Origin of the sequence: Microbacterium sp. MMO-35 (genome assembly GCF_037147555.1) — a bacterium.
GTDB lineage: Bacteria > Actinomycetota > Actinomycetes > Actinomycetales > Microbacteriaceae > Microbacterium.
Map to the genome: position 1 here is coordinate 218,681 of NZ_JBBCVH010000002.1, position 18,866 is coordinate 237,546.

Sequence of the window (18,866 nt, forward strand, 5' to 3'; positions counted from 1 at the left end):
GGATGTATAACCCTGCGTTCGAGAAGGACGCCTGCGGCCTGGCCATGGTCGCGACGTTGCGCGGGGAGCCGGGCCACGACATCATCGCGCTCGCGCTCGAGGCGCTGCGCAACCTGGAGCACCGCGGCGCCATCGGCTCCGATGCGGGCACCGGCGACGGCGCCGGGATCCTGACGCAGATGCCGGATGCGTTCCTGCGGGAGGTCGTCTCCTTCGAGCTTCCCCCGGTCGGCGAGTACGCCGCCGGACTCGCCTTCCTGCCGCTCGACTCCCGCACCCGCCGCACGCAGAAGGCCGGCATCGAGAAGATCGCCGCGGAGGAGGGCCTCACCGTCCTCGGCTGGCGCGAGGTGCCCACGGCGAACCAGCATCTCGGCAAGCTCGCCGACGAGGCGCGTCCCGCGTTCGAGCAGCTCTTCGTCTCGCGTCCCGCGTCGGCTTCCGCCGAGGCGCTCTCCGGCATCGCGCTCGATCGCGTCGCCTACCGGCTGCGCAAGCGCGCCGGTCACGAGCTCGACGCCTACTTCGTCTCGCTGTCGGCGCGCACCCTCGGCTACAAGGGCATGGTCACGACCCTGCAGCTGGAGCCGTTCTACCCCGACCTGCAGGACGAGCGCTTCGCCTCGGAGCTCGCGGTCGTGCACTCGCGCTACTCGACCAACACGTTCCCGTCGTGGCCGCTCGCGCAGCCGCTGCGCATGCTCGCCCACAACGGCGAGATCAACACCGTCGGCGGCAACCGCAACTGGATGCGCGCCCGGCAGTCGCAGCTCGAGTCCGAGCTGCTCGGCGACATCCGCCCGCTCCTGCCGATCTGCACCGACGGCGCCAGCGACTCGGCATCGTTCGACGAGGTGCTCGAGCTGCTCACCCTCACGGGACGCAGCCTCCCGCACGCGATCATGATGATGGTGCCCGCAGCCTGGGAGCGCCAGACGGATCTGGATCCGGATCTGCGCGCGTTCTACGAGTACCACGCGAACCAGATGGAGCCGTGGGACGGTCCGGCCGCCCTCATCTTCACCGACGGCACGCTCGTCGGCGCCACCCTCGACCGCAACGGGCTGCGCCCGGGCCGGTGGACCGAGACGACCGACGGTCTCGTCGTCATCGGCAGCGAGACCGGAGTGCTCGAGTTCGAGCCCGAGCGCATCAAGCGCCGCGGGCGCCTGCAGCCCGGCACGATGTTCGTCGTCGACACGGCGCAGCGCCGTATCGTCGAGGACGACGAGGTCAAGCGCGACCTCGCGAACCTGCACCCGTGGCAGGAGTGGCTGGAGGAGGGGCGCGTGCGCCTCGCCGACCTCCCGGAGCGCGAGCACATCGTGCACCCGGTCGCCTCCATCACCCGCCGCCAGCGCACCTTCGGCTACACCGAGGAGGAGGTGCGGATCCTGCTCACGCCGATGGGGCAGACCGGCGCCGAGCCGCTCGGCGCCATGGGCAGCGACACGCCGATCGCGGTGCTCTCCGAGCGTCCCCGCCTGCTCTTCGACTACTTCGTGCAGCAGTTCGCCCAGGTGACCAACCCGCCGCTGGACGCCATCCGCGAGGAGGTCGTCACCAACCTGTCCCTGGGCCTCGGCCCGGAGCGCAACCTGCTCGACTGGGGTCCGGACCACGCCCGCACGATCGTGCTGGACTTCCCGGTCATCGACAACGACGAGCTCGCCAAGATCCGCCACATCGACAAGTCCCGGCCGGAGCGCTCCAGCGCGACGATCAAGGGCCTGTACCACTTCGACGCCGGCCCCGACTCGCTGGCTCGCCGCCTCGAGGAGATGTGCGCCGAGGTCGACGAGGCCATCGAGCGCGGCGCGGAGCTCATCATCCTCAGCGACCGCGACTCCAACAAGGACCTCGCGCCGATCCCGTCGCTGCTGATGCTGTCGGCCGTGCATCACCACCTCATCCGCCGCGAGGACCGCATGAAGGTCGGTCTCGTGGTGGAGGCCGGTGATGTCCGCGAGGTGCACCACGTGGCCACGCTCATCGGCTACGGCGCGTCCGCGGTGAACCCGTACCTCGCGATGGAGACGGTCGAGCACCTCGTGCGCACCGGCTACATCACCGGCATCACGCCGGAGAAGGCGGTCCGCAACCTCATCTACGCGCTCGGCAAGGGCGTGCTGAAGATCATGTCCAAGATGGGCATCTCCACCGTCGGCTCCTACGCCGGGGCGCAGGTCTTCGAGGCCGTGGGCCTCAGCCAGGAGCTCATCGACGCCTACTTCACCGGCACCGAGACCAAGCTCGGCGGCATCGGCATCGAGGACCTCTTCGCAGAGAACCAGGCGCGGCACGACTTCGCCTATCCGGAGGACGCGGCGGCGCGTGCGCACGAGCGTCTCTGGACCGGCGGCGAGTACCAGTGGCGCCGCGACGGCTCGCCGCACCTGTTCAACCCGGACACCGTGTTCCGCCTGCAGCACTCGACGCGCACCCGGCGGTACGACATCTTCCGCGAGTACACCAAGCTCGTGGACGACCAGGCCAGGGAGCTGAAGACCCTGCGCGGGCTGTTCGAGCTGCGCACGGGGGAGCGTCCGGCAGTGCCGATCGACGAGGTCGAGCCCGTCTCCGCCATCGTCAAGCGCTTCTCCACCGGGGCGATGAGCTACGGCTCGATCTCCCAGGAGGCGCACGAGACTCTCGCGATCGCGATGAACCGCCTCGGCGCGAAGTCGAACACGGGCGAGGGCGGCGAGGATCCGGAGCGCCTGGTCGACCCGGAGCGCCGCAGCGCGATCAAGCAGGTCGCCTCCGGCCGGTTCGGCGTCACGAGCCAGTACCTCACCGAGGCCGACGACATCCAGATCAAGCTCGCCCAGGGTGCGAAGCCCGGCGAAGGCGGTCAGCTGCCTCCGCAGAAGGTCTATCCGTGGATCGCGCGCACCCGGCACGCGACGCCGGGCGTCGGGCTCATCTCTCCGCCGCCGCACCACGACATCTACTCGATCGAGGACCTCAAGCAGCTCATCTTCGATCTGAAGCGGGCCAACCCGAACGCGCGGATCCACACCAAGCTGGTGAGCCAGTCCGGCATCGGCGCGGTCGCGGCGGGCGTTGCGAAGGCGCTCAGCGACGTCGTGCTCGTCTCCGGCCACGACGGAGGCACGGGCGCGAGCCCGCTGAACTCCCTCAAGCACGCCGGAACGCCCTGGGAGCTCGGTCTGGCCGAGACCCAGCAGACGCTCATGCTCAACGGCATGCGCGACCGCGTCGTCGTGCAGGTCGACGGCCAGCTGAAGACCGGCCGCGACGTGATCATCGGAGCGCTCCTGGGCGCCGAGGAGTTCGGTTTCGCCACCGCTCCGCTCGTCGTCTCGGGCTGCATCATGATGCGCGTCTGCCACCTGGACACCTGCCCGGTCGGCGTCGCCACGCAGAACCCGGTGCTCCGCGAGCGGTTCACCGGCAAGCCGGAGTTCGTCGTGAACTTCATGGAGTTCATCGCGGAGGAGGTGCGGGAGCTCCTGGCCGCCCTCGGTTTCCGCAGTCTCGACGAGATCATCGGCCGCGCCGATCTGCTCCGCACCGATGCCGCCATCCGGCACTGGAAGGCGGACGGCCTCGACCTCGCCCCGATGCTCGAGGGCCCGGCGTTCCCTGCGCACGAACCGCGCCGCAGCGCGCGCACGCAGGACCACGAGCTCGAGAAGCACTTCGACACGCCGCTGCTCGAAGCGGCGCGCGAGGCGATCGAGAACGGCACGCCGGTCTCGTTCGATCTGCCGATCCGCAACACGGAGCGCGCCGTCGGCACGATGCTCGGCCACGCCGTGACCGTGCGCCACGGGGGCGAGGGTCTGCCGTCGGGGACGATCGGGATCTCGCTGCGCGGAACCGCCGGCCAGTCGCTCGGAGCGTTCCTGCCGCGGGGCATCTCGATCTCCCTCGAGGGAGATGCCAACGACTACGTCGGCAAGGGCCTCTCCGGCGGCGAGATCGCGATCCGTCCGCACCGTGGCGCGGACTTCGAGCCGCACCGCAACGTCATCGCGGGCAACGTGATCGGCTACGGCGCGACGAGCGGGACGATCCACATCTCCGGCGTCGTCGGCGAGCGGTTCCTGGTCCGCAACTCGGGCGCGACCGCGGTCGCCGAGGGGGTGGGCGACCACGCGCTGGAGTACATGACCGGCGGCGTCGCCGTGATCCTCGGCAGCACCGGTCGTAACCTCGGCGCCGGCATGTCCGGCGGCATCGCCTACGTGCGCGACCTGCACACCGAGCGCGTGAACCCGCTGTCGCTGAACTCGGGGGAGCTGGAGCTGCTCCCGCTCGACGAGGTGGATGCGCAGGAGCTCCGCGAGCTGCTCGCCCAGCACGTGGAGCGCACCGGATCCCCGCTCGCCGCGGAGATCCTGGGGGACGACGACTTCGCCGCCTCCTTCACGAAGATCCTGCCCCGGGACTACGCGGCCGTGCTGCGGACCAGGGCAGAGGCAGAGGCCGAGGGGATCGACCCCGACGGCTCCATCGTCTGGACCCGCATCCTGGAGGTGACCGGTGGCTGATCCCAAGGGCTTCCTGAACGTCACGGAGCGCGAGCTCCCCGCCCGCCGGCCCGTTCCGGTCCGCATCATGGACTGGAAGGAGGTGTACGAGCCGGGCGATTCGGCCGTGCTCCGCCGCCAGGCCAGCCGATGCATGGACTGCGGTGTGCCGTTCTGCCATCAGGGGTGCCCGCTCGGCAACCTCATCCCGGAGTGGAACGACCTCACCTGGCGCGGCGAGGGCCGGGCCGCGATCGAGCGTCTGCACGCGACGAACAACTTCCCGGAGTTCACCGGGCGGCTGTGCCCGGCGCCCTGCGAGAGCGCCTGCGTGCTGGGGATCAACCAGCCCGCCGTCACGATCAAGCAGATCGAGGTGTCGATCATCGACCAGGCGTTCGCCTCGGGCTGGGTCGAGGCCCAGCCCCCGGAGCGCCTGACGGGCAAGACCGTCGCGGTCGTCGGATCCGGTCCCGCGGGGCTCGCCGCGGCGCAGCAGCTCACCCGGGCGGGCCACACGGTGGCCGTCTTCGAGCGCGACGATCGCATCGGCGGACTGCTGCGCTACGGGATCCCGGACTTCAAGATGGAGAAGTCGCACCTGGACGCGCGCCTGCGGCAGATGTCGGAGGAAGGCACCCGGTTCCGTGCCGGCGTGAACATCGGCGTCGACATCACGTGGGACGACCTGCGCACCCGCTACGACGCCGTGGTCATCGCGACGGGGGCCACGCTGCCGCGAGAGCTCGCGATCCCCGGGCGGGACCTCGACGGGGTGCACTTCGCCATGGAGTACCTGGTCGAGTCGAACAAGGCCGTCGCCGGCGACCCGGTCTCGAACCAGATCTCGGCCGAGGGCAAGCACGTCATCGTGATCGGCGGCGGCGACACCGGAGCGGACTGCATCGGCACGGCGCACCGCCAGGGCGCGCTGAGCGTCACCAACCTCGCGATCGGGCGCCAGCCGTCCGCGCATCGGCCCGACCACCAGCCGTGGCCGATGATGCCGACCGTGTTCGAGGTCTCCTCCGCCCACGAGGAGGGCGGCGCGCGCGAGTACCTCGCGTCGACCGTCGAGTTCCTCGGCAACGAGGCCGGCGAGGTGCGCGCCCTGCGCGTGGCCGAGACCGAGTTCGTGGACGGCCGTCGTGTGCCCCGCAGCGGCACCGAGCGCGAGATCCCGGCCGATCTCGTCCTCATCGCGATGGGCTTCACCGGTCCCGAGCACGACACGTTCGGCGAAGAGGCGCCGCAGCGCACCGACCGCGGCGCCTTCCGCCGCGACGAGGACTACGCCTCGACGCTCCCCGGCGTGTTCGTCGCGGGAGACGCGGGGCGCGGTCAGTCGCTCATCGTGTGGGCCATCGCCGAGGGTCGCGCCGCGGCCGCCGCCGTCGACCGTCATCTCATGGGGGAGACGGTGCTGCCCGCGCCGGTCCGTCCGTCGGATGTCGCGATCGGGGTCCAGCCCGCGTAGGCTGGCCCCGGCAGCGTGGCCCTTTATTCCATCCCCCTGACACTTATCGGAGAACGCATTGAGACGTGCCAAGATCGTGGCCACACTCGGCCCCGCAACCTCGACGTATGAGACGGTGCGGGCCCTCATCGATGCCGGAGTCGACGTCGCCCGACTGAACCTCAGCCACGGGGACTACTCCGTGCACGAGAACAACTACGCGAACGTCCGCCGCGCCGCGGAGGACTCCGGACGCGCGGTCGCCGTCCTCGTCGACCTGCAGGGCCCGAAGATCCGCCTCGGCAAGTTCGAGGCCGGACCCTACGAGCTCGCCGTCGGCGACATCTTCAAGATCACGACCGAGGACATCCTCGGCAACAAGGACATCTGCGGCACGACCTTCAAGGGCCTTCCGCAGGACGTCAAGCCGGGCGACTTCCTCCTCATCGACGACGGCAAGGTCCGCGTCGAGGTGGTGGACACCGACGGCACCGTCGTCACCACGCGAGTGGTCGTCGCCGGCGCCGTGTCGAACAACAAGGGCATCAACCTGCCCGGCGTCGCGGTCAGCGTCCCCGCCCTGAGCGAGAAGGACGAGGACGACCTGCGCTGGGGTCTGCGCACCGGCGCCGACCTCATCGCGCTGTCGTTCGTGCGCGATGCGGCGGACGTGTCCCGCGTGCACGAGATCATGGCCGAAGAGGGCGTGAAGATCCCGGTCATCGCGAAGATCGAGAAGCCCCAGGCCGTCGACAACCTCGAGGAGATCGTCGACGCGTTCGACGGGATCATGGTCGCCCGCGGCGATCTCGGCGTGGAGCTGCCGCTGGAGGCGGTGCCGATCGTGCAGAAGCGGGCCGTCGAGCTCGCGCGCCGCATGGCGAAGCCGGTCATCGTCGCGACGCAGATGCTCGAGTCGATGATCTCGAGCCCGGTGCCGACGCGCGCCGAGACCTCCGACGTCGCCAACGCCGTCCTCGACGGCGCCGATGCTGTCATGCTCTCGGGCGAGACAAGCGTGGGCGAGTATCCCGTCATCGTCGTGGAGACCATGGCGCGGATCATCGAGTCCACCGAGGATCACGGGCTGGAGCGCATCCACCCGCTCACGACCAAGCCGCGCACGCAGGGCGGCGCGATCACGCTCGCGGCCCTCGAGGTCGCCGAGTTCGTCGAGGCCAAGTTCCTGTGCGTGTTCACCCAGTCCGGCGACTCGGCGCGGCGCCTGTCGCGGCTGCGCTCGCGGATCCCGATGCTCGCGTACACGCCCGACCCGGCCATCCGCCGTCGTCTGGCCGTCACGTGGGGCGTCCGCACGAGTCTCGTGAACTTCGTGCCGCACACCGACATGATGTTCCACCAGGTCGACGAGCACCTGCTCGGATCCGGCCTCGCAGAGGTGGGTGACAAGGTCGTGGTCATCTCCGGTTCCCCTCCCGGGATCGTCGGTTCCACGAACGACCTGCGCATCCACCGCGTGGGCGACACCGTGCACGGTGCCGCTCCGGCCTACCAGGCCAAGTAGGACGCGACGACGAGGGCTGGTTCCCCTGGGGGACCGGCCCTCGTCGCGTCTCCGGGTGCGCTACAGTCGATCCGGGCCGGCGTGGCGGAATGGCAGACGCGGAGCACTCAAAATGCTTTGTCCGAGAGGACGTGTGGGTTCGAGTCCCACCGCCGGCACCGGGAGCGTCTCGGAGCGGCCGCCAGGTCGCTCCGAGACGCCCTTCTGTTTCGGTATGGGGCGCCTCGAGCCCCAGGGCCCCGCCTGCCAGAGGCTCCGTGCGTCGCGCAGGCGACGTGCGGAGAAGGCCCGGTGGGACTCGAGTCCCACCGCGGGCACCAGGGTTCACGAGATCCGAAACTCCCGTCCAGTAGGATGGATCCGTGACTGAAGAGCAGCAGCCTGAGCAGCCCGCCTCGTCCGCCCCGCGACGCGTCGTCGTCGCCGAGGACGAGTCGCTGATCCGCCTCGACATCGTCGAGATCCTCCGCGACAACGGCTTCGACGTGGTCGGCGAGGCCGGCGACGGCGAGACCGCGGTGCAGCTGGCCACCGAACTGCGCCCCGATCTCGTCATCATGGACGTGAAGATGCCGCAGCTGGACGGCATCAGCGCCGCGGAGAAGCTGCACAAGGGCAACATCGCCCCGGTCGTGCTGCTCACCGCGTTCAGCCAGAAGGAGCTCGTCGAGCGCGCGAGCGAGGCCGGTGCGCTGGCCTACGTCGTGAAGCCCTTCACCCCGAACGACCTCCTGCCTGCGATCGAGATCGCCCTGGCCCGCCACGAGCAGATCATCACGCTCGAGGCCGAGGTCGCCGACATGGTCGAGCGCTTCGAGACCCGCAAGCTCGTCGACCGGGCCAAGGGCCTGCTCAACGAGAAGATGGGCCTCAGCGAGCCCGAGGCCTTCCGCTGGATCCAGAAGGCGTCGATGGACCGCCGCCTCACCATGCAGGACGTGGCGAAGGCGATCATCGAGCAGCTCGCCCCCAAGAAGTAAGGGCGTGGATCTCGGAGACGGGATCCGCCTCCGTCCGCTTCTGGCGGGCGACGGCGAGGACCTCGCCGCCGCGTACGCCCGCAACCGCGAGCACCTGGCGCCCTGGGAGCCGCTGCGCTCCGAGGAGTTCTTCACGGTGCGCTGGCAGCAGGGCCACGTCGACGAGACGCTGCGCGCCGTCGATGCCGGTCGCAGCTGCGCCTTCGTGCTGACGGATGCCGGCGGGCGCATCGTGGGCCGATTGAACCTCAGCGACATCGTCCGCGGTGCGTTCTGGAGCGCCCATCTGGGGTACTGGATCGACGGCGCGGTGACCGGACGGGGCACCATGCGCCGGGCGGTCCGAGCCGTCTGCGACCAGGCGCGCGACGACCTCGGCCTGCATCGCGTGCAGGCCGCCACCCTCCTGCACAACGCGGCCTCGCAGCGTGTCCTCCAGGCGAACAGCTTCCGCGAGATCGGCCGTGCGGAACGCTATCTGAGGATCGCGGGGGAGTGGCAGGACCATCTGCTCTTCGAGCGCATCCTGGAGGATGGTCCGGATCACCGGCCCTGAGCGCTCAGGCGCCGGGAAGATCCTTGATCATGTTCGTGATGCGGATGGTCGAGCAGCGCCGGCCCTGATCGTCGTTCACGACGATCTCGTGAACGGTGAGGCTGCGGCCGAGGTGCACCGGCGTGCAGACGCCGGTCACCACGCCGCTGGTCGCCGAGCGGGTGTGCGTGGCGTTGATGTCGACGCCCACGGCGAGCTTCCCGGGACCGGCGTGCAGGTTCGCGGCCATCGAGCCGAGCGACTCGCCCAGCACCACATAGGCGCCGCCGTGCATGAGGCCCACCGGCTGGGTGTTCCCCTCGACCGGCATCGTCGCGACGCAGCGGTCGACGGAGAACTCGACCCAGCTGAGACCCATCTTCTCCGCCAGCGCGCCCATGCCCCGCTCCGTAGCCCAGTCCATGCCGGGGCTGGACGGGACGGTGCTCGTGTCGGCCGGGTCGCTCACGCGGATCCTCCTCGATTCGATGTCCGTCGGTGTCGTTAGGCTGAAGTGGTGACGGACTCCGCAAAGCCTACCCTCATGGTCGTCGACGGCCATTCGCTCGCGTATCGGGCGTTCTTCGCCCTTCCGGTGGAGAACTTCACCACCAAGGACAACCAGCACACGAACGCCATCTACGGCTTCCTGTCCATGCTGGTGAACCTCATCAAGGCCGAGCGGCCGACCCACATGGCGATCGCCTTCGACACGTCGCGGCACTCCTTCCGCACCGACGAGTATCCGGAGTACAAGGCGACGCGCTCGGAGACGCCGTCGGAGTTCCGCGGGCAGATCCCGCTGCTGCAGGACTGCCTCGCAGCGATGTCGATCCCGGTGCTCACCAAGGAGGGGATCGAGGCCGACGACATCCTCGCCACGCTCGCCGCACAGGGCTCCGCCCAGGGGTACGACGTGCTCGTGGTGTCGGGCGACCGCGACACGATCCAGCTCGTGAACGACGAGGTCACCCTTCTCTACCCGAACGTGCAGGGCGTGTCCCAGCTCAAGCGCTACGACCCGGTCGCCGTGCAGGAGCGCTACGGGGTGCGCCCGGAGCAGTACCCCGACATCGCCGCGCTCGTCGGCGAGACGAGCGACAACCTGCCGGGCGTGCCGAAGGTGGGCGAGAAGACCGCGGTGAAGTGGCTGACCCAGTTCGGGTCGCTGGACGAGCTGCTCGAACGCGCCGGCGAGATCAAGGGCGTCGTGGGCGGAAACCTGCGCGAGCACATCGAGGATGTGCGTCGCAACCGCAAGCTGAACCGTCTCCTGCAGGACGTCGAGCTGCCGGTCGGTCCTGCCGACCTGGCCGTGATGCCGATGGATGCGCAGGCCGTGCGCGACATCTTCGCGCGCCTCGAGTTCCGCACGCTGCTGCCGCGCGTCTTCGAGGCAGTCGGCGAAGAGGCTCCGGAGGAGGAGTCCACAGCCGTCGCCGTGCCCGCAGCGACCGAGCTCGCCGCCGAGGGCCTCGCCGCCTGGCTGGCCGCAGCGACCGGCGAAGTCGCCGTGGAAGTGACGGTCTCGGGCGGTCTGCCGCGTCGTGTCGGACTCGCCCACGGCGATGACCTGGCCGAGCTGTCCTGGGATCCGGCGGTGCAGGCCGCCCTGGGCGACTGGCTGGAGTCCGACGCCCCGAAGGTCTTCCACGACGCGAAGCCGCAGATCAAGGCGCTGAGCACCGCGGGGGTCCGCATCGCCGGCGTCTCCTACGACACGAACCTCGCGGGTTGGCTGCTCCGTCCGAGCTACCCGGACAAGACGCTCGCCGACCTCGTCGACCGCTATCTCGGGGAGAAGCTGCCGGAGTCGGATCCGAGCCAGCTGGTGCCCGAGACCGAGGGGGCGTCGCCCGCACAGCTCGCCTGGTTCGCCAGCCGCGTGGCCACCGCGCTGCGTGCCGATGTGCCGGAGAGCGTGGATCGCGTGCTGCGCGAGATCGAGCTGCCCACCCTCCTCACGCTCGCGGACATGGAGCTCGCGGGCGTCGCCGTCTCCCACGAGATCCTCTCCGGCTTCTCCCAGGAGCTGGGGGAGCGCGCGGCCCGCATCGCCGAGGAGTCCTTCGCGATCATCGACCGCGAGGTGAACCTCGGTTCGCCGAAGCAGCTGCAGGAGGTGCTCTTCGAGCAGCTCGAGCTGCCGAAGACGCGCAAGACGAAGACCGGGTACTCGACCGACGCGGCCGTCCTCGCAGACCTCCAGGAGAGCAACCCGCACCCGTTCCTCGATCTGCTGCTGCAGCACCGCGAGGCGACGAAGCTCCGGCAGATCATCGAGTCGCTCGACACGGCGATCCGCCCCGACCATCGCATCCACACGACGTACGTGCAGACGGGCAGCCAGACGGGGCGGCTGAGCAGCACCGACCCGAACCTGCAGAACATCCCGGTGCGCACCGAGGAATCGCGGCGCATTCGCAGCGCGTTCCAGGTCGGCGACGGCTACGAGACGCTGCTCACCGCGGACTACTCGCAGATCGAGATGCGCATCATGGCGCACCTCTCGGGCGATGAGGGTCTCATCGAAGCCTTCAACTCCGGGGAGGATCTGCACCGCTTCGTGGGCGCGCGCGTCTTCGGGGTCGAGCCCGACGAGGTCACGCCCGCGATGCGCACCAAGGTGAAGGCGATGTCCTACGGCCTGGTCTACGGGTTGAGCGCCTTCGGCCTGTCCAAGCAGCTGCGCATCGAGCAGTCCGAGGCGAAGCAGCTCATGATGGAGTACTTCGCCCGCTTCGGCGCCGTGCGCGACTATCTGCGCGCCTCGGTGATCGCGGCGAAGGAGGTCGGCTACACGGAGACCATCTTCGGCCGTCGCCGCCCGTTCCCGGACCTGGTGAGCCCGAACCGCGTCCTCCGCGAGAACGCCGAGCGCGCGGCGCTCAACGCCCCGATCCAGGGGAGCGCGGCCGACATCATGAAGATCGCGCTGTTCCGCATCCACGCCGACCTGCACGATCAGGGTCTCGCATCCCGCGTCCTGCTGCAGATCCACGACGAGCTCGTGGTCGAGGTCGCGCCGGGCGAGTGGGAAGCGACCGAGCGCATCGTGCGCGATCGCATGGCCGGCGCGGCGGATCTGTCGGTGCCGCTGGACGTGCAGGTCGGTCGCGGCGCCGATTGGAACGAAGCGGCGCACTGAGCCGCGCAGCCTGACTCCGGGGAATGACGCGGCCACCCTGACGCGTCGTTCCCTGGGGCAGGGCGCCTTCCGCGGATAGGCTCGGGGGATGACCGCAGAGCAGCCCACGACGCGCACGCCCTCCGCCATCGATCAGATCGCCGAGGGCTGGGTCGACACCCTCACCGACCTCTCTCCGATCCTCGGCACCTACATCGGGCGCAACGAGGTCAACCACCGACTCGACGACTACAGCCCGTCCGGTCATGAGCGATCGGTCGCAGAGACGCGGCGGGTGCTCGCCGAGCTCGACGCGCAGGAGCCCGTCGATGAGATCGACCGTGTCACCAAGACCGACCTCTCCGCCGAACTGCGGCTGTCGCTGGAGCAGAGCGAGGCGCAGTGGCATCTCCGCGACCTGAACGTGATCGCCTCGGCGGCGCAGGACATCCGTCAGTCCTTCGACCTCATGCCGACCGGCACCGCCGAGGACTGGCGCGTGATCTCCGAGCGGCTCGGCGCGGTCCCGGCCGCCCTCGAGGGCTATGTCGCGACGCTGCGCGAGGGCATCGACAAGGGGGTCGTGCCCGCCCGCCGTCAGGTGGTGGAGGTCGCGACCCAGATCGCCCGCTACACGGCCGACGACGGCTTCTTCGCCTCGTTCGTCGCCGACGCCGCCACGGAGGAGGGGCAGCTCCCGGCGAGCCTGGCCCGCGACCTCGCCGACCGCTCCGCCGCGGCCAGGGTGGCCTATGACGAGCTGCGCACCTTCCTCAGCGCAGAGCTCGCGCCCGCCGCCGGTCAGCAGGATGCGGTCGGACGAGACCTGTACGCTCTCGCATCGCGGCGCTTCCTGGGCGCCACCATCGATCTCGACGAGACCTACGAATGGGGCCGTGAGGAGCTCGCCAGGATGGTCGCCGAGCAGACGGCCATCGCGAACGAGATCCTGCCGGGCGCCACCGTCGAAGAGGCCGTGGCGCATCTCGAAGCGGATCCCGCCCGCAAGCTCCACGGGACAGACGCGCTGCAGCGCTGGATGCAGGAGACCAGCGACCGTGCGATCGCCGAGCTGGGCGCGACGCACTTCGACATCCCCGAGCAGATCCGCGAGCTCGAGTGCATGATCGCGCCGACCCAGGAGGGCGGGATCTACTACACCGGCCCGACCGACGACTTCTCCCGTCCCGGCCGGATGTGGTGGTCGGTGCCCGAGGGCGTGACGGAGTTCGACACCTGGCGCGAGCTCACGACCGTCTACCACGAGGGCGTGCCGGGGCATCACCTGCAGATCGCGCAGGCCACCTACAACCGCGCCGAACTGAACACCTGGCGGCGCGTGCTCGCCGGCACCTCGGGCCACGCCGAGGGATGGGCGCTCTACGCCGAGCGCCTCATGGAACAGCTCGGCTATCTCGACGATCCCGCGGATCGGCTCGGCATGCTGGACGGCCAGCGCATGCGGGCGCTGCGCGTGGTGCTCGACATCGGCGTTCACCTCGGAAAGCCCCGCCTCGACGGCGACGGCGTCTGGGATCACGACTACGCGCTCGACATGATGCGCCGCAACGTCAACATGTCGGATGAGTTCCGTCAGTTCGAGGTCAACCGCTATCTCGGCTGGCCGGGGCAGGCGCCGTCGTACAAGGTCGGACAGCGCATCTGGGAGCAGGTGCGCGACGCCGTCAAGGAGCGCGAGGGCGACGCCTTCGACATCAAGACGTTCCACAAGCGCGCCCTCGACATGGGCGGTGTCGGTCTCGACACGCTGCGCAGCGTGTTCCAGGTGGGCTGAGCGCCCTCTCGTTCTGGGAAGGGGTCGCGGGAATGTCCGCGACCCCTTTCGCCTTTATTCAGGTGAATAGAAAGGGACTCAGCATGGAGATCGAGTTCGGACTGGACACGTTCGGCGACATCACCGTCGACGCGGACGGCAACACTCTCAGCGCAGCGCAGACCATCCGCAACATCGTGGAGCAGGCGGCCCTGGCCGATCGGGTCGGCGTCGACTTCTTCGGGGTGGGGGAGCACCACCGGCGCGACTTCGCCGTGTCGAGCCCGGAGATGGTGCTGGCGGCGATTGCCTCGCGCACGGAGCGTCTCCGCCTGGGCACCGCCGTGACGGTGCTGAGCTCGGACGACCCCGTGCGCGTCTTCGAGCGCTTCGCGACCCTCGACGCGCTGTCCGGCGGTCGCGCCGAGGTCGTGCTGGGTCGCGGATCCTTCACGGAGTCCTTCCCGCTGTTCGGCTTCGACCTGCGCGACTACGACCGGCTCTTCGAGGAGAAACTGGAGCTGTTCGTGGAGCTGCTCAAGGAAGAGCCCGTGAACTGGCAGGGGACGGTCCGCCCGCCGCTCGAGAACGCCGATGTCTTCCCGAAGACGGAGAAAGGCATGCGGACCTGGGTGGGCGTCGGCGGGTCTCCGGAATCGGTCGTGCGCGTCGCACGCCACGGGCTCGGGCTCATGCTCGCCATCATCGGCGGACCGGCGGCGCGCTTCCGCCCGTTCGTCGACCTGTACCACCGGTCCGTCGACGCCTTCGGGAACCCGGCGCTCCCCGTCGCGGTGCACTCGCCGGGACATGTCGCCGACACCGACGACGAGGCGTGGTCCACCGCCTACCCGGGCTTCGAGACGATGCGCAACACGATCGGCGCCGAGCGCGGCTGGGGCACGGGCTACAGCCGCGCCCAGTTCCAGAACGAGGTGGGACCCGAGGGGGCGGTCTACGCAGGCTCCCCGGAGCGCGTCGCCGCCAAGATCGCCGACACCGTGCGCACGCTCGGCATCGGCCGCTTCGACCTCAAGTACGCCACAGGCACGACGTCGCACGAGGCTCTCATGCGCAGCATCGAGCTCTACGGCACCGAAGTCATCCCGCGGGTGCGGAAGCTGCTCGCCGCCGACTGATCTCGGCTCGACGGGGCCGCACGGACGCACGTCCGCGCGGCCCCGTCGTCGTAGGCTGAGAGGATGAGCGCTGTTCGTTTCGTCGCCATCGGAGACTCCTTCAGCGAGGGGGTCGGCGACGAGCTTCCCGACGGCACCGTGCGCGGCTGGGCCGACCTCGCGGCGCTGGGCTGGGCGGAGGCGCTCGGCGAACCGATCTCCTACGCCAACCTCGCGATCCGCGGACGCCTTGCATGGCCCGTGGTCGAGGAGCAGCTGGAGCCCGCGCTGGCGCTGAGCCCGACGCACCTGTCCTTCAACGCCGGGGGCAACGACATGCTGCGCCCGAAAGCCGACATCGAGCACATCGCCGACGCGTTCACGCGCGTGCTCCGGCGGTGCGACGAGGCCGGCGCCACGCTCATCGTCCTCTCCGGAGCGAACCCGTCCGCCCAGCTCCCGCTGACCTCGCTCATCCAGCGCCGAGGCGACGAGCTCTCCGCCGCCGTGCTGCGCCGGATCCAGGATCGCCCCGATGTGGTGCAGGCCCTGAACTGGCCGGACCGCGAGCTCAGCAGGCCCGAGTACTGGGCGGAGGACCGGCTGCACATGAACGCGAACGGGCACCACCGCGTCGCCGCGCGGGTGCTCGACGCCGTCGGCGCCGGAGCGCCCGAGGAGTGGTGGCATGCCCATGAGGTGCCGGAGGAGGAGCCGCTCAGCACGGCCGCCTACTACCGCCGACACGTCGGCCCGTGGATCAAACGCCGCGTGACGCGGCGTTCCTCGGGTGACGGCCGTCGACCCAAGTTCGCCGACTGGACCGAGATCCGCCCGTCGTCCGCGGGCTGAGCGCGATCGGAACCGCCGCAGCCCGCGGCGCGGATCAGCGCGTCACGCGGGAGAGGAACTCCGCCGTGGCGGGGTGCTGAGGAGCGTCGAAGATCTGCGCGGGCGGCCCCTGCTCGACGAGCACTCCGTCCTTGAGGAACACGACGCGATCGGCGACCTCTCGCGCGAAGGACATCTCGTGCGTCGCCATGAGGATCGTCGTGCCGCGCCCCTTGAGCTCCCGGACGAGATCGAGCACCTCGCCCACGAGCTGCGGGTCGAGGGCGCTCGTGATCTCGTCGAGGAGCAGCAGCTCCGGATCCGTGAGGATCGCGCGCACGATCGCCACACGCTGCTGCTGCCCGCCGGAAAGACGGTCGGGGTAGGCATCGGCCTTGTCGCCCAGCCCCAGCGTCGTCAGCAGCTCTCGACCGCGCCGGGCGGCCTCCGCCTTCGGCAGGCGGTGCACGCGGCGCGCTGCGAGCGTGACGTTGTCGAGCACGGTGAGATGCGGGAACAGGTTGAAGTGCTGGAAGACGACTCCGATCCGGGCGCGGATGGCGTCCGCGTCGATCCGCGGGTCGGTGATGTCGGTGCCCGACAGCAGGATCTGCCCGTCGTCGACGCGCTCGATGAGGTTCATCGTGCGCAGCAGCGTGGACTTCCCGGATCCGGATGCGCCGATCAGCACGACGACCTCGTGCGCGTCGACGGCGAGGTCGATGCCGCGGAGCACGTCATGATCGCCGAAGCGCTTGCGGACGCCGACCGCTTCGATCACGGGCGCGGTCATACGATTCCTCCGGCCTGCTCGCGCTTGTTCAGTCGTGCGGTGACGACGTCGGTGAACCGGATCATCGGCCAGCTCAGGATCACGAAGAAGAGCCCGGCGACGATGTACGGCGTGAAGTTGAAGGTCTCGGCCACCTGCAGCTGTGCCGCGCGGACCGCGTCGATCGCACCGAGCACGGAGATGAGACCCACGTCCTTCTGCATCGACACGAAGTCGTTCATGAGCGCAGGGACGACTTTGCGCACGCCCTGGGGGATGACCACGATCCGCAGGGTCTGGCCGTGCGTCAGACCGAGCGATCGGGCGGCCACCCGCTGCGACGGATGCACCGCCTCCATGCCCGCCCGCAGCACCTCGGCCACGTACGCGGAGTAGCTGATCACGAGGGCGATCGTGCCCCAGAACATCGCGGGCATCCGGGGGAAGATCATGAGCGCGGGGATGCCAAAGCCCACCAGGTACAGCACGATGAGCAGCGGCACGCCCCGGAAGAAGTCGGTGTACGCCGCGGCGAGCAGTCGCAGCGGGAAGAACACCGGGCCGCGCAGGGAGCGCAGGACGGCGAGCAGGGTACCGAGCAGCGCCACGCAGACGGCTGCGATCACCAGGACCAGGAGGTTGTCGAGCAGGCCCTGGAAGATCGGCCCGACGCTCTCGAGGGCGACCTTCGGGTCGAAGAAGGTCTCGCGGACCACCTTCCAGCCCGGGGTGTTGGCGAGGACGACGATGATCACCGCCGCGACCGCGAGGCTGCTCAGCAGCGCGATCAGGACGGAGCGCGTCGTCGCCCGGCGACGGAGATCGCGGCGGGACAGCTCGAGCGCGCTCGGCTGCCACGCCGCATCGACCAGGGGAGAGGTCACTTCAGGACGGGGACGTTCACGGCCTCGCTGAGCCACTTCTTCTGCAGCTCCGCGATCGTTCCGTCCTTCTGCAGCGCGTCGACCGCCTTGGTGACGGCCGGAGTGAGCGGGGAGTTCTTCGGGAGGACGAACGCGAACTGGTCGCCGCCCTTGTCGTCGGCGAACTGCCCGACGACGGTGCCGTTCTCGAACTGCGACGCCGTCACGTAGAACGCGCCGGGCAGGTCGGTGATCATCGCATCGATCTGGCCGCCCTTGAGGGCCTGCACCACATCGTCGACCGAGTTGAAGACGCTGAGGTCGCCCGTGCCGAGCTGCGCCTTCGCGACGGTGTAGCTCGTCGTGCCGGTCGCCACGCCGACCTTAGCCTTCTTCAGGTCCGCGACGCTCGTGGCCGACGCGGCAGGGCTGCCCTTCGCCGCGACGACTGCCTGCGTGGTCGTGTAGTACGAGGAGGAGAAGTCGACGGCCTTCTTGCGGTCGTCCGAGATCGAGAACTGCTGGATGTTGAGGTCCCAGTCCTTGGGGCCGGGGGCGATCGCGGCGTCGAAGCCGGTGCGCGTCCAGACGATCTGCTTGTCGGAGAAACCGAGCTCGGCAGCGACGGCGTGGGCGACCGCGCCCTCGAAGCCCTTCCCGTTGGACGGGTCGTTGTCGATGAACCAGGGCTCGTAGTCGGGGTCTCCGGTCGCGATCGTGAGCTTTCCCGCGGTCACGGTCTGCAGCGCCGCGCCGGTGGCGTCGGCTCCGGCCGAGGGCGCGGACGCGGAGGAGCCGCTGCAGGCGGCGAGGGACAGGGCGGCGGCAGCGATCGTCGAGACGAGTGCGACACGGCGCAGAGCGGGTGCGAGGGACACGGGAACTCCTGAGATGCGGGTGCGGGGGCGGACGGGTAGGACTGCGGGCGCAGGTGCCCCGTTCATACCGTAGAGGAATCGGCGAGCCGCCAGTCGGCGAAGTCGAAACCCGGCGACACGAAACAGGAGACCAGCACCTCCTCTGCGTCGAGCGGACGCGCCGCCTGCCACACGCCGGCCGGGACCAGCGCCTGCGCGGCGGCGCCGGGTCCGAGCACGATCGTCTCGGCCGTTCCCGGTGCGGCATCGGATCCGCCGAGGCTGAGCTCGAGGCGGCCGGGACCGTGCCAGAGCCAGAGCTCATCGCTGGAGACGACATGCCAGGCGCTGGATTCGTCCGGCGTCAGCAGGTAGTGGATGCAGGTGGCTGCGGGGCGCGTGCCCCCGGGCGTCTCGATCGGGTTCGGGCTCGTCCAGGTGCGGCGGAACCAGCCTCCCTCGGGGTGCGGCTCGAGACCGAGGCGGATCGCGGTCGAAGGAAGGGGCTCAGTCATGGGTGTCTCCTGGA

At 69.8% G+C, this 18,866-nt stretch carries 14 protein-coding genes and 1 tRNA gene; 10 read left to right on the plus strand and 5 right to left on the minus strand.

The window, feature by feature from the left end; genetic code table 11:
- Positions 1 to 2 precede the first annotated feature (2 nt).
- From gltB to WFJ01_RS04370, 6 genes are all read left to right on the plus strand, one after another.
- The gene (gene gltB, locus WFJ01_RS04345; protein ID WP_295033035.1) at positions 3 to 4,520 is read left to right on the plus strand and encodes a glutamate synthase large subunit; all 4,518 of its coding nucleotides are present in this window, start codon (positions 3 to 5) and stop codon (positions 4,518 to 4,520) included.
- The gene (locus tag WFJ01_RS04350) at positions 4,513 to 5,976 is read left to right on the plus strand and encodes a glutamate synthase subunit beta (protein WP_251439765.1); all 1,464 of its coding nucleotides are present in this window, start codon (positions 4,513 to 4,515) and stop codon (positions 5,974 to 5,976) included. Before gltB ends, WFJ01_RS04350 begins: the two co-directional genes overlap by 8 nt.
- A gap of 58 nt (positions 5,977 to 6,034) precedes the next feature.
- Positions 6,035 to 7,480 (plus strand): pyruvate kinase, encoded by a 1,446-nt coding sequence (pyk, locus tag WFJ01_RS04355; RefSeq protein ID WP_251439768.1) that lies wholly within the window; start codon positions 6,035 to 6,037, stop codon positions 7,478 to 7,480.
- 75 nt (positions 7,481 to 7,555) lie between these two features.
- Positions 7,556 to 7,638, plus strand: a tRNA-Leu gene (locus WFJ01_RS04360).
- 204 nt (positions 7,639 to 7,842) lie between these two features.
- A complete protein-coding gene (locus tag WFJ01_RS04365; RefSeq protein WP_045252013.1) occupies positions 7,843 to 8,460 on the plus strand; it encodes an ANTAR domain-containing response regulator in 618 nt (205 codons plus the stop codon).
- Positions 8,461 to 8,464: 4 nt separating this feature from the next.
- Positions 8,465 to 9,016, plus strand: coding sequence for a GNAT family N-acetyltransferase (locus tag WFJ01_RS04370; protein ID WP_336628322.1), 552 nt, complete (start codon positions 8,465 to 8,467; stop codon positions 9,014 to 9,016).
- Positions 9,017 to 9,020: 4 nt separating this feature from the next.
- Here the strand turns inward: WFJ01_RS04370 and WFJ01_RS04375 are convergent, their stop codons facing one another.
- On the minus strand, positions 9,021 to 9,419 hold the full coding sequence (locus WFJ01_RS04375) for a hotdog fold thioesterase (RefSeq protein WP_336628606.1): 399 nt from the start codon (positions 9,417 to 9,419) through the stop codon (positions 9,021 to 9,023).
- A gap of 93 nt (positions 9,420 to 9,512) precedes the next feature.
- On the opposite strand from WFJ01_RS04375, the gene polA reads away from it, so the two are divergent.
- The 4 genes from polA to WFJ01_RS04395 all read left to right on the plus strand — a co-directional run bounded on the left by polA (position 9,513) and on the right by WFJ01_RS04395 (position 15,866).
- The gene (polA, locus tag WFJ01_RS04380; protein ID WP_336628323.1) at positions 9,513 to 12,143 is read left to right on the plus strand and encodes a DNA polymerase I; all 2,631 of its coding nucleotides are present in this window, start codon (positions 9,513 to 9,515) and stop codon (positions 12,141 to 12,143) included.
- Between the two features lie 88 nt (positions 12,144 to 12,231).
- A complete protein-coding gene (locus tag WFJ01_RS04385; RefSeq protein ID WP_251439776.1) occupies positions 12,232 to 13,917 on the plus strand; it encodes a DUF885 domain-containing protein in 1,686 nt (561 codons plus the stop codon).
- A gap of 83 nt (positions 13,918 to 14,000) precedes the next feature.
- Positions 14,001 to 15,035 carry an LLM class flavin-dependent oxidoreductase gene (locus tag WFJ01_RS04390; RefSeq protein WP_336628324.1) on the plus strand — a complete coding sequence of 345 codons (1,035 nt, stop codon included), beginning with the start codon at positions 14,001 to 14,003 and terminating at the stop codon, positions 15,033 to 15,035.
- A 63-nt stretch (positions 15,036 to 15,098) separates the two neighbouring features.
- The gene (locus tag WFJ01_RS04395; protein ID WP_336628325.1) at positions 15,099 to 15,866 is read left to right on the plus strand and encodes an SGNH/GDSL hydrolase family protein; all 768 of its coding nucleotides are present in this window, start codon (positions 15,099 to 15,101) and stop codon (positions 15,864 to 15,866) included.
- A gap of 34 nt (positions 15,867 to 15,900) precedes the next feature.
- Here the strand turns inward: WFJ01_RS04395 and WFJ01_RS04400 are convergent, their stop codons facing one another.
- The 4 genes from WFJ01_RS04400 to WFJ01_RS04415 all read right to left on the minus strand — a co-directional run bounded on the left by WFJ01_RS04400 (position 15,901) and on the right by WFJ01_RS04415 (position 18,852).
- The gene (locus tag WFJ01_RS04400) at positions 15,901 to 16,638 is read right to left on the minus strand and encodes an amino acid ABC transporter ATP-binding protein (RefSeq protein ID WP_251439785.1); all 738 of its coding nucleotides are present in this window, start codon (positions 16,636 to 16,638) and stop codon (positions 15,901 to 15,903) included.
- Positions 16,635 to 17,501, minus strand: a complete 867-nt coding sequence (locus tag WFJ01_RS04405; protein ID WP_336628326.1) for an amino acid ABC transporter permease — start codon at positions 17,499 to 17,501, stop codon at positions 16,635 to 16,637. Before WFJ01_RS04405 ends, WFJ01_RS04400 begins: the two co-directional genes overlap by 4 nt.
- Positions 17,498 to 18,358 (minus strand): ABC transporter substrate-binding protein, encoded by an 861-nt coding sequence (locus tag WFJ01_RS04410; protein WP_251439791.1) that lies wholly within the window; start codon positions 18,356 to 18,358, stop codon positions 17,498 to 17,500. The genes WFJ01_RS04405 and WFJ01_RS04410 overlap by 4 nt, the downstream gene beginning before the upstream one ends.
- A 62-nt stretch (positions 18,359 to 18,420) precedes the next feature.
- On the minus strand, positions 18,421 to 18,852 hold the full coding sequence (locus tag WFJ01_RS04415) for a cupin domain-containing protein (RefSeq protein ID WP_336628327.1): 432 nt from the start codon (positions 18,850 to 18,852) through the stop codon (positions 18,421 to 18,423).
- Positions 18,853 to 18,866 lie beyond the last annotated feature (14 nt).

Excerpts from the sequence above, each read along its gene's own strand:
- gltB (WP_295033035.1), top strand. The coding sequence starts at position 3 with ATGTATAACCCTGCGTTCGAGAAGGACGCCTGCGGCCTGGCCATGGTC.
- WFJ01_RS04375 (WP_336628606.1), bottom strand. The coding sequence starts at position 9,419 with ATGGACTGGGCTACGGAGCGGGGCATGGGCGCGCTGGCGGAGAAGATG.
- WFJ01_RS04385 (WP_251439776.1), top strand. The coding sequence starts at position 12,232 with ATGACCGCAGAGCAGCCCACGACGCGCACGCCCTCCGCCATCGATCAG.
- WFJ01_RS04390 (WP_336628324.1), top strand. The coding sequence starts at position 14,001 with ATGGAGATCGAGTTCGGACTGGACACGTTCGGCGACATCACCGTCGAC.
- WFJ01_RS04395 (WP_336628325.1), top strand. The coding sequence starts at position 15,099 with ATGAGCGCTGTTCGTTTCGTCGCCATCGGAGACTCCTTCAGCGAGGGG.
- WFJ01_RS04400 (WP_251439785.1), bottom strand. The coding sequence starts at position 16,638 with ATGACCGCGCCCGTGATCGAAGCGGTCGGCGTCCGCAAGCGCTTCGGC.
- WFJ01_RS04415 (WP_336628327.1), bottom strand. The coding sequence starts at position 18,852 with ATGACTGAGCCCCTTCCTTCGACCGCGATCCGCCTCGGTCTCGAGCCG.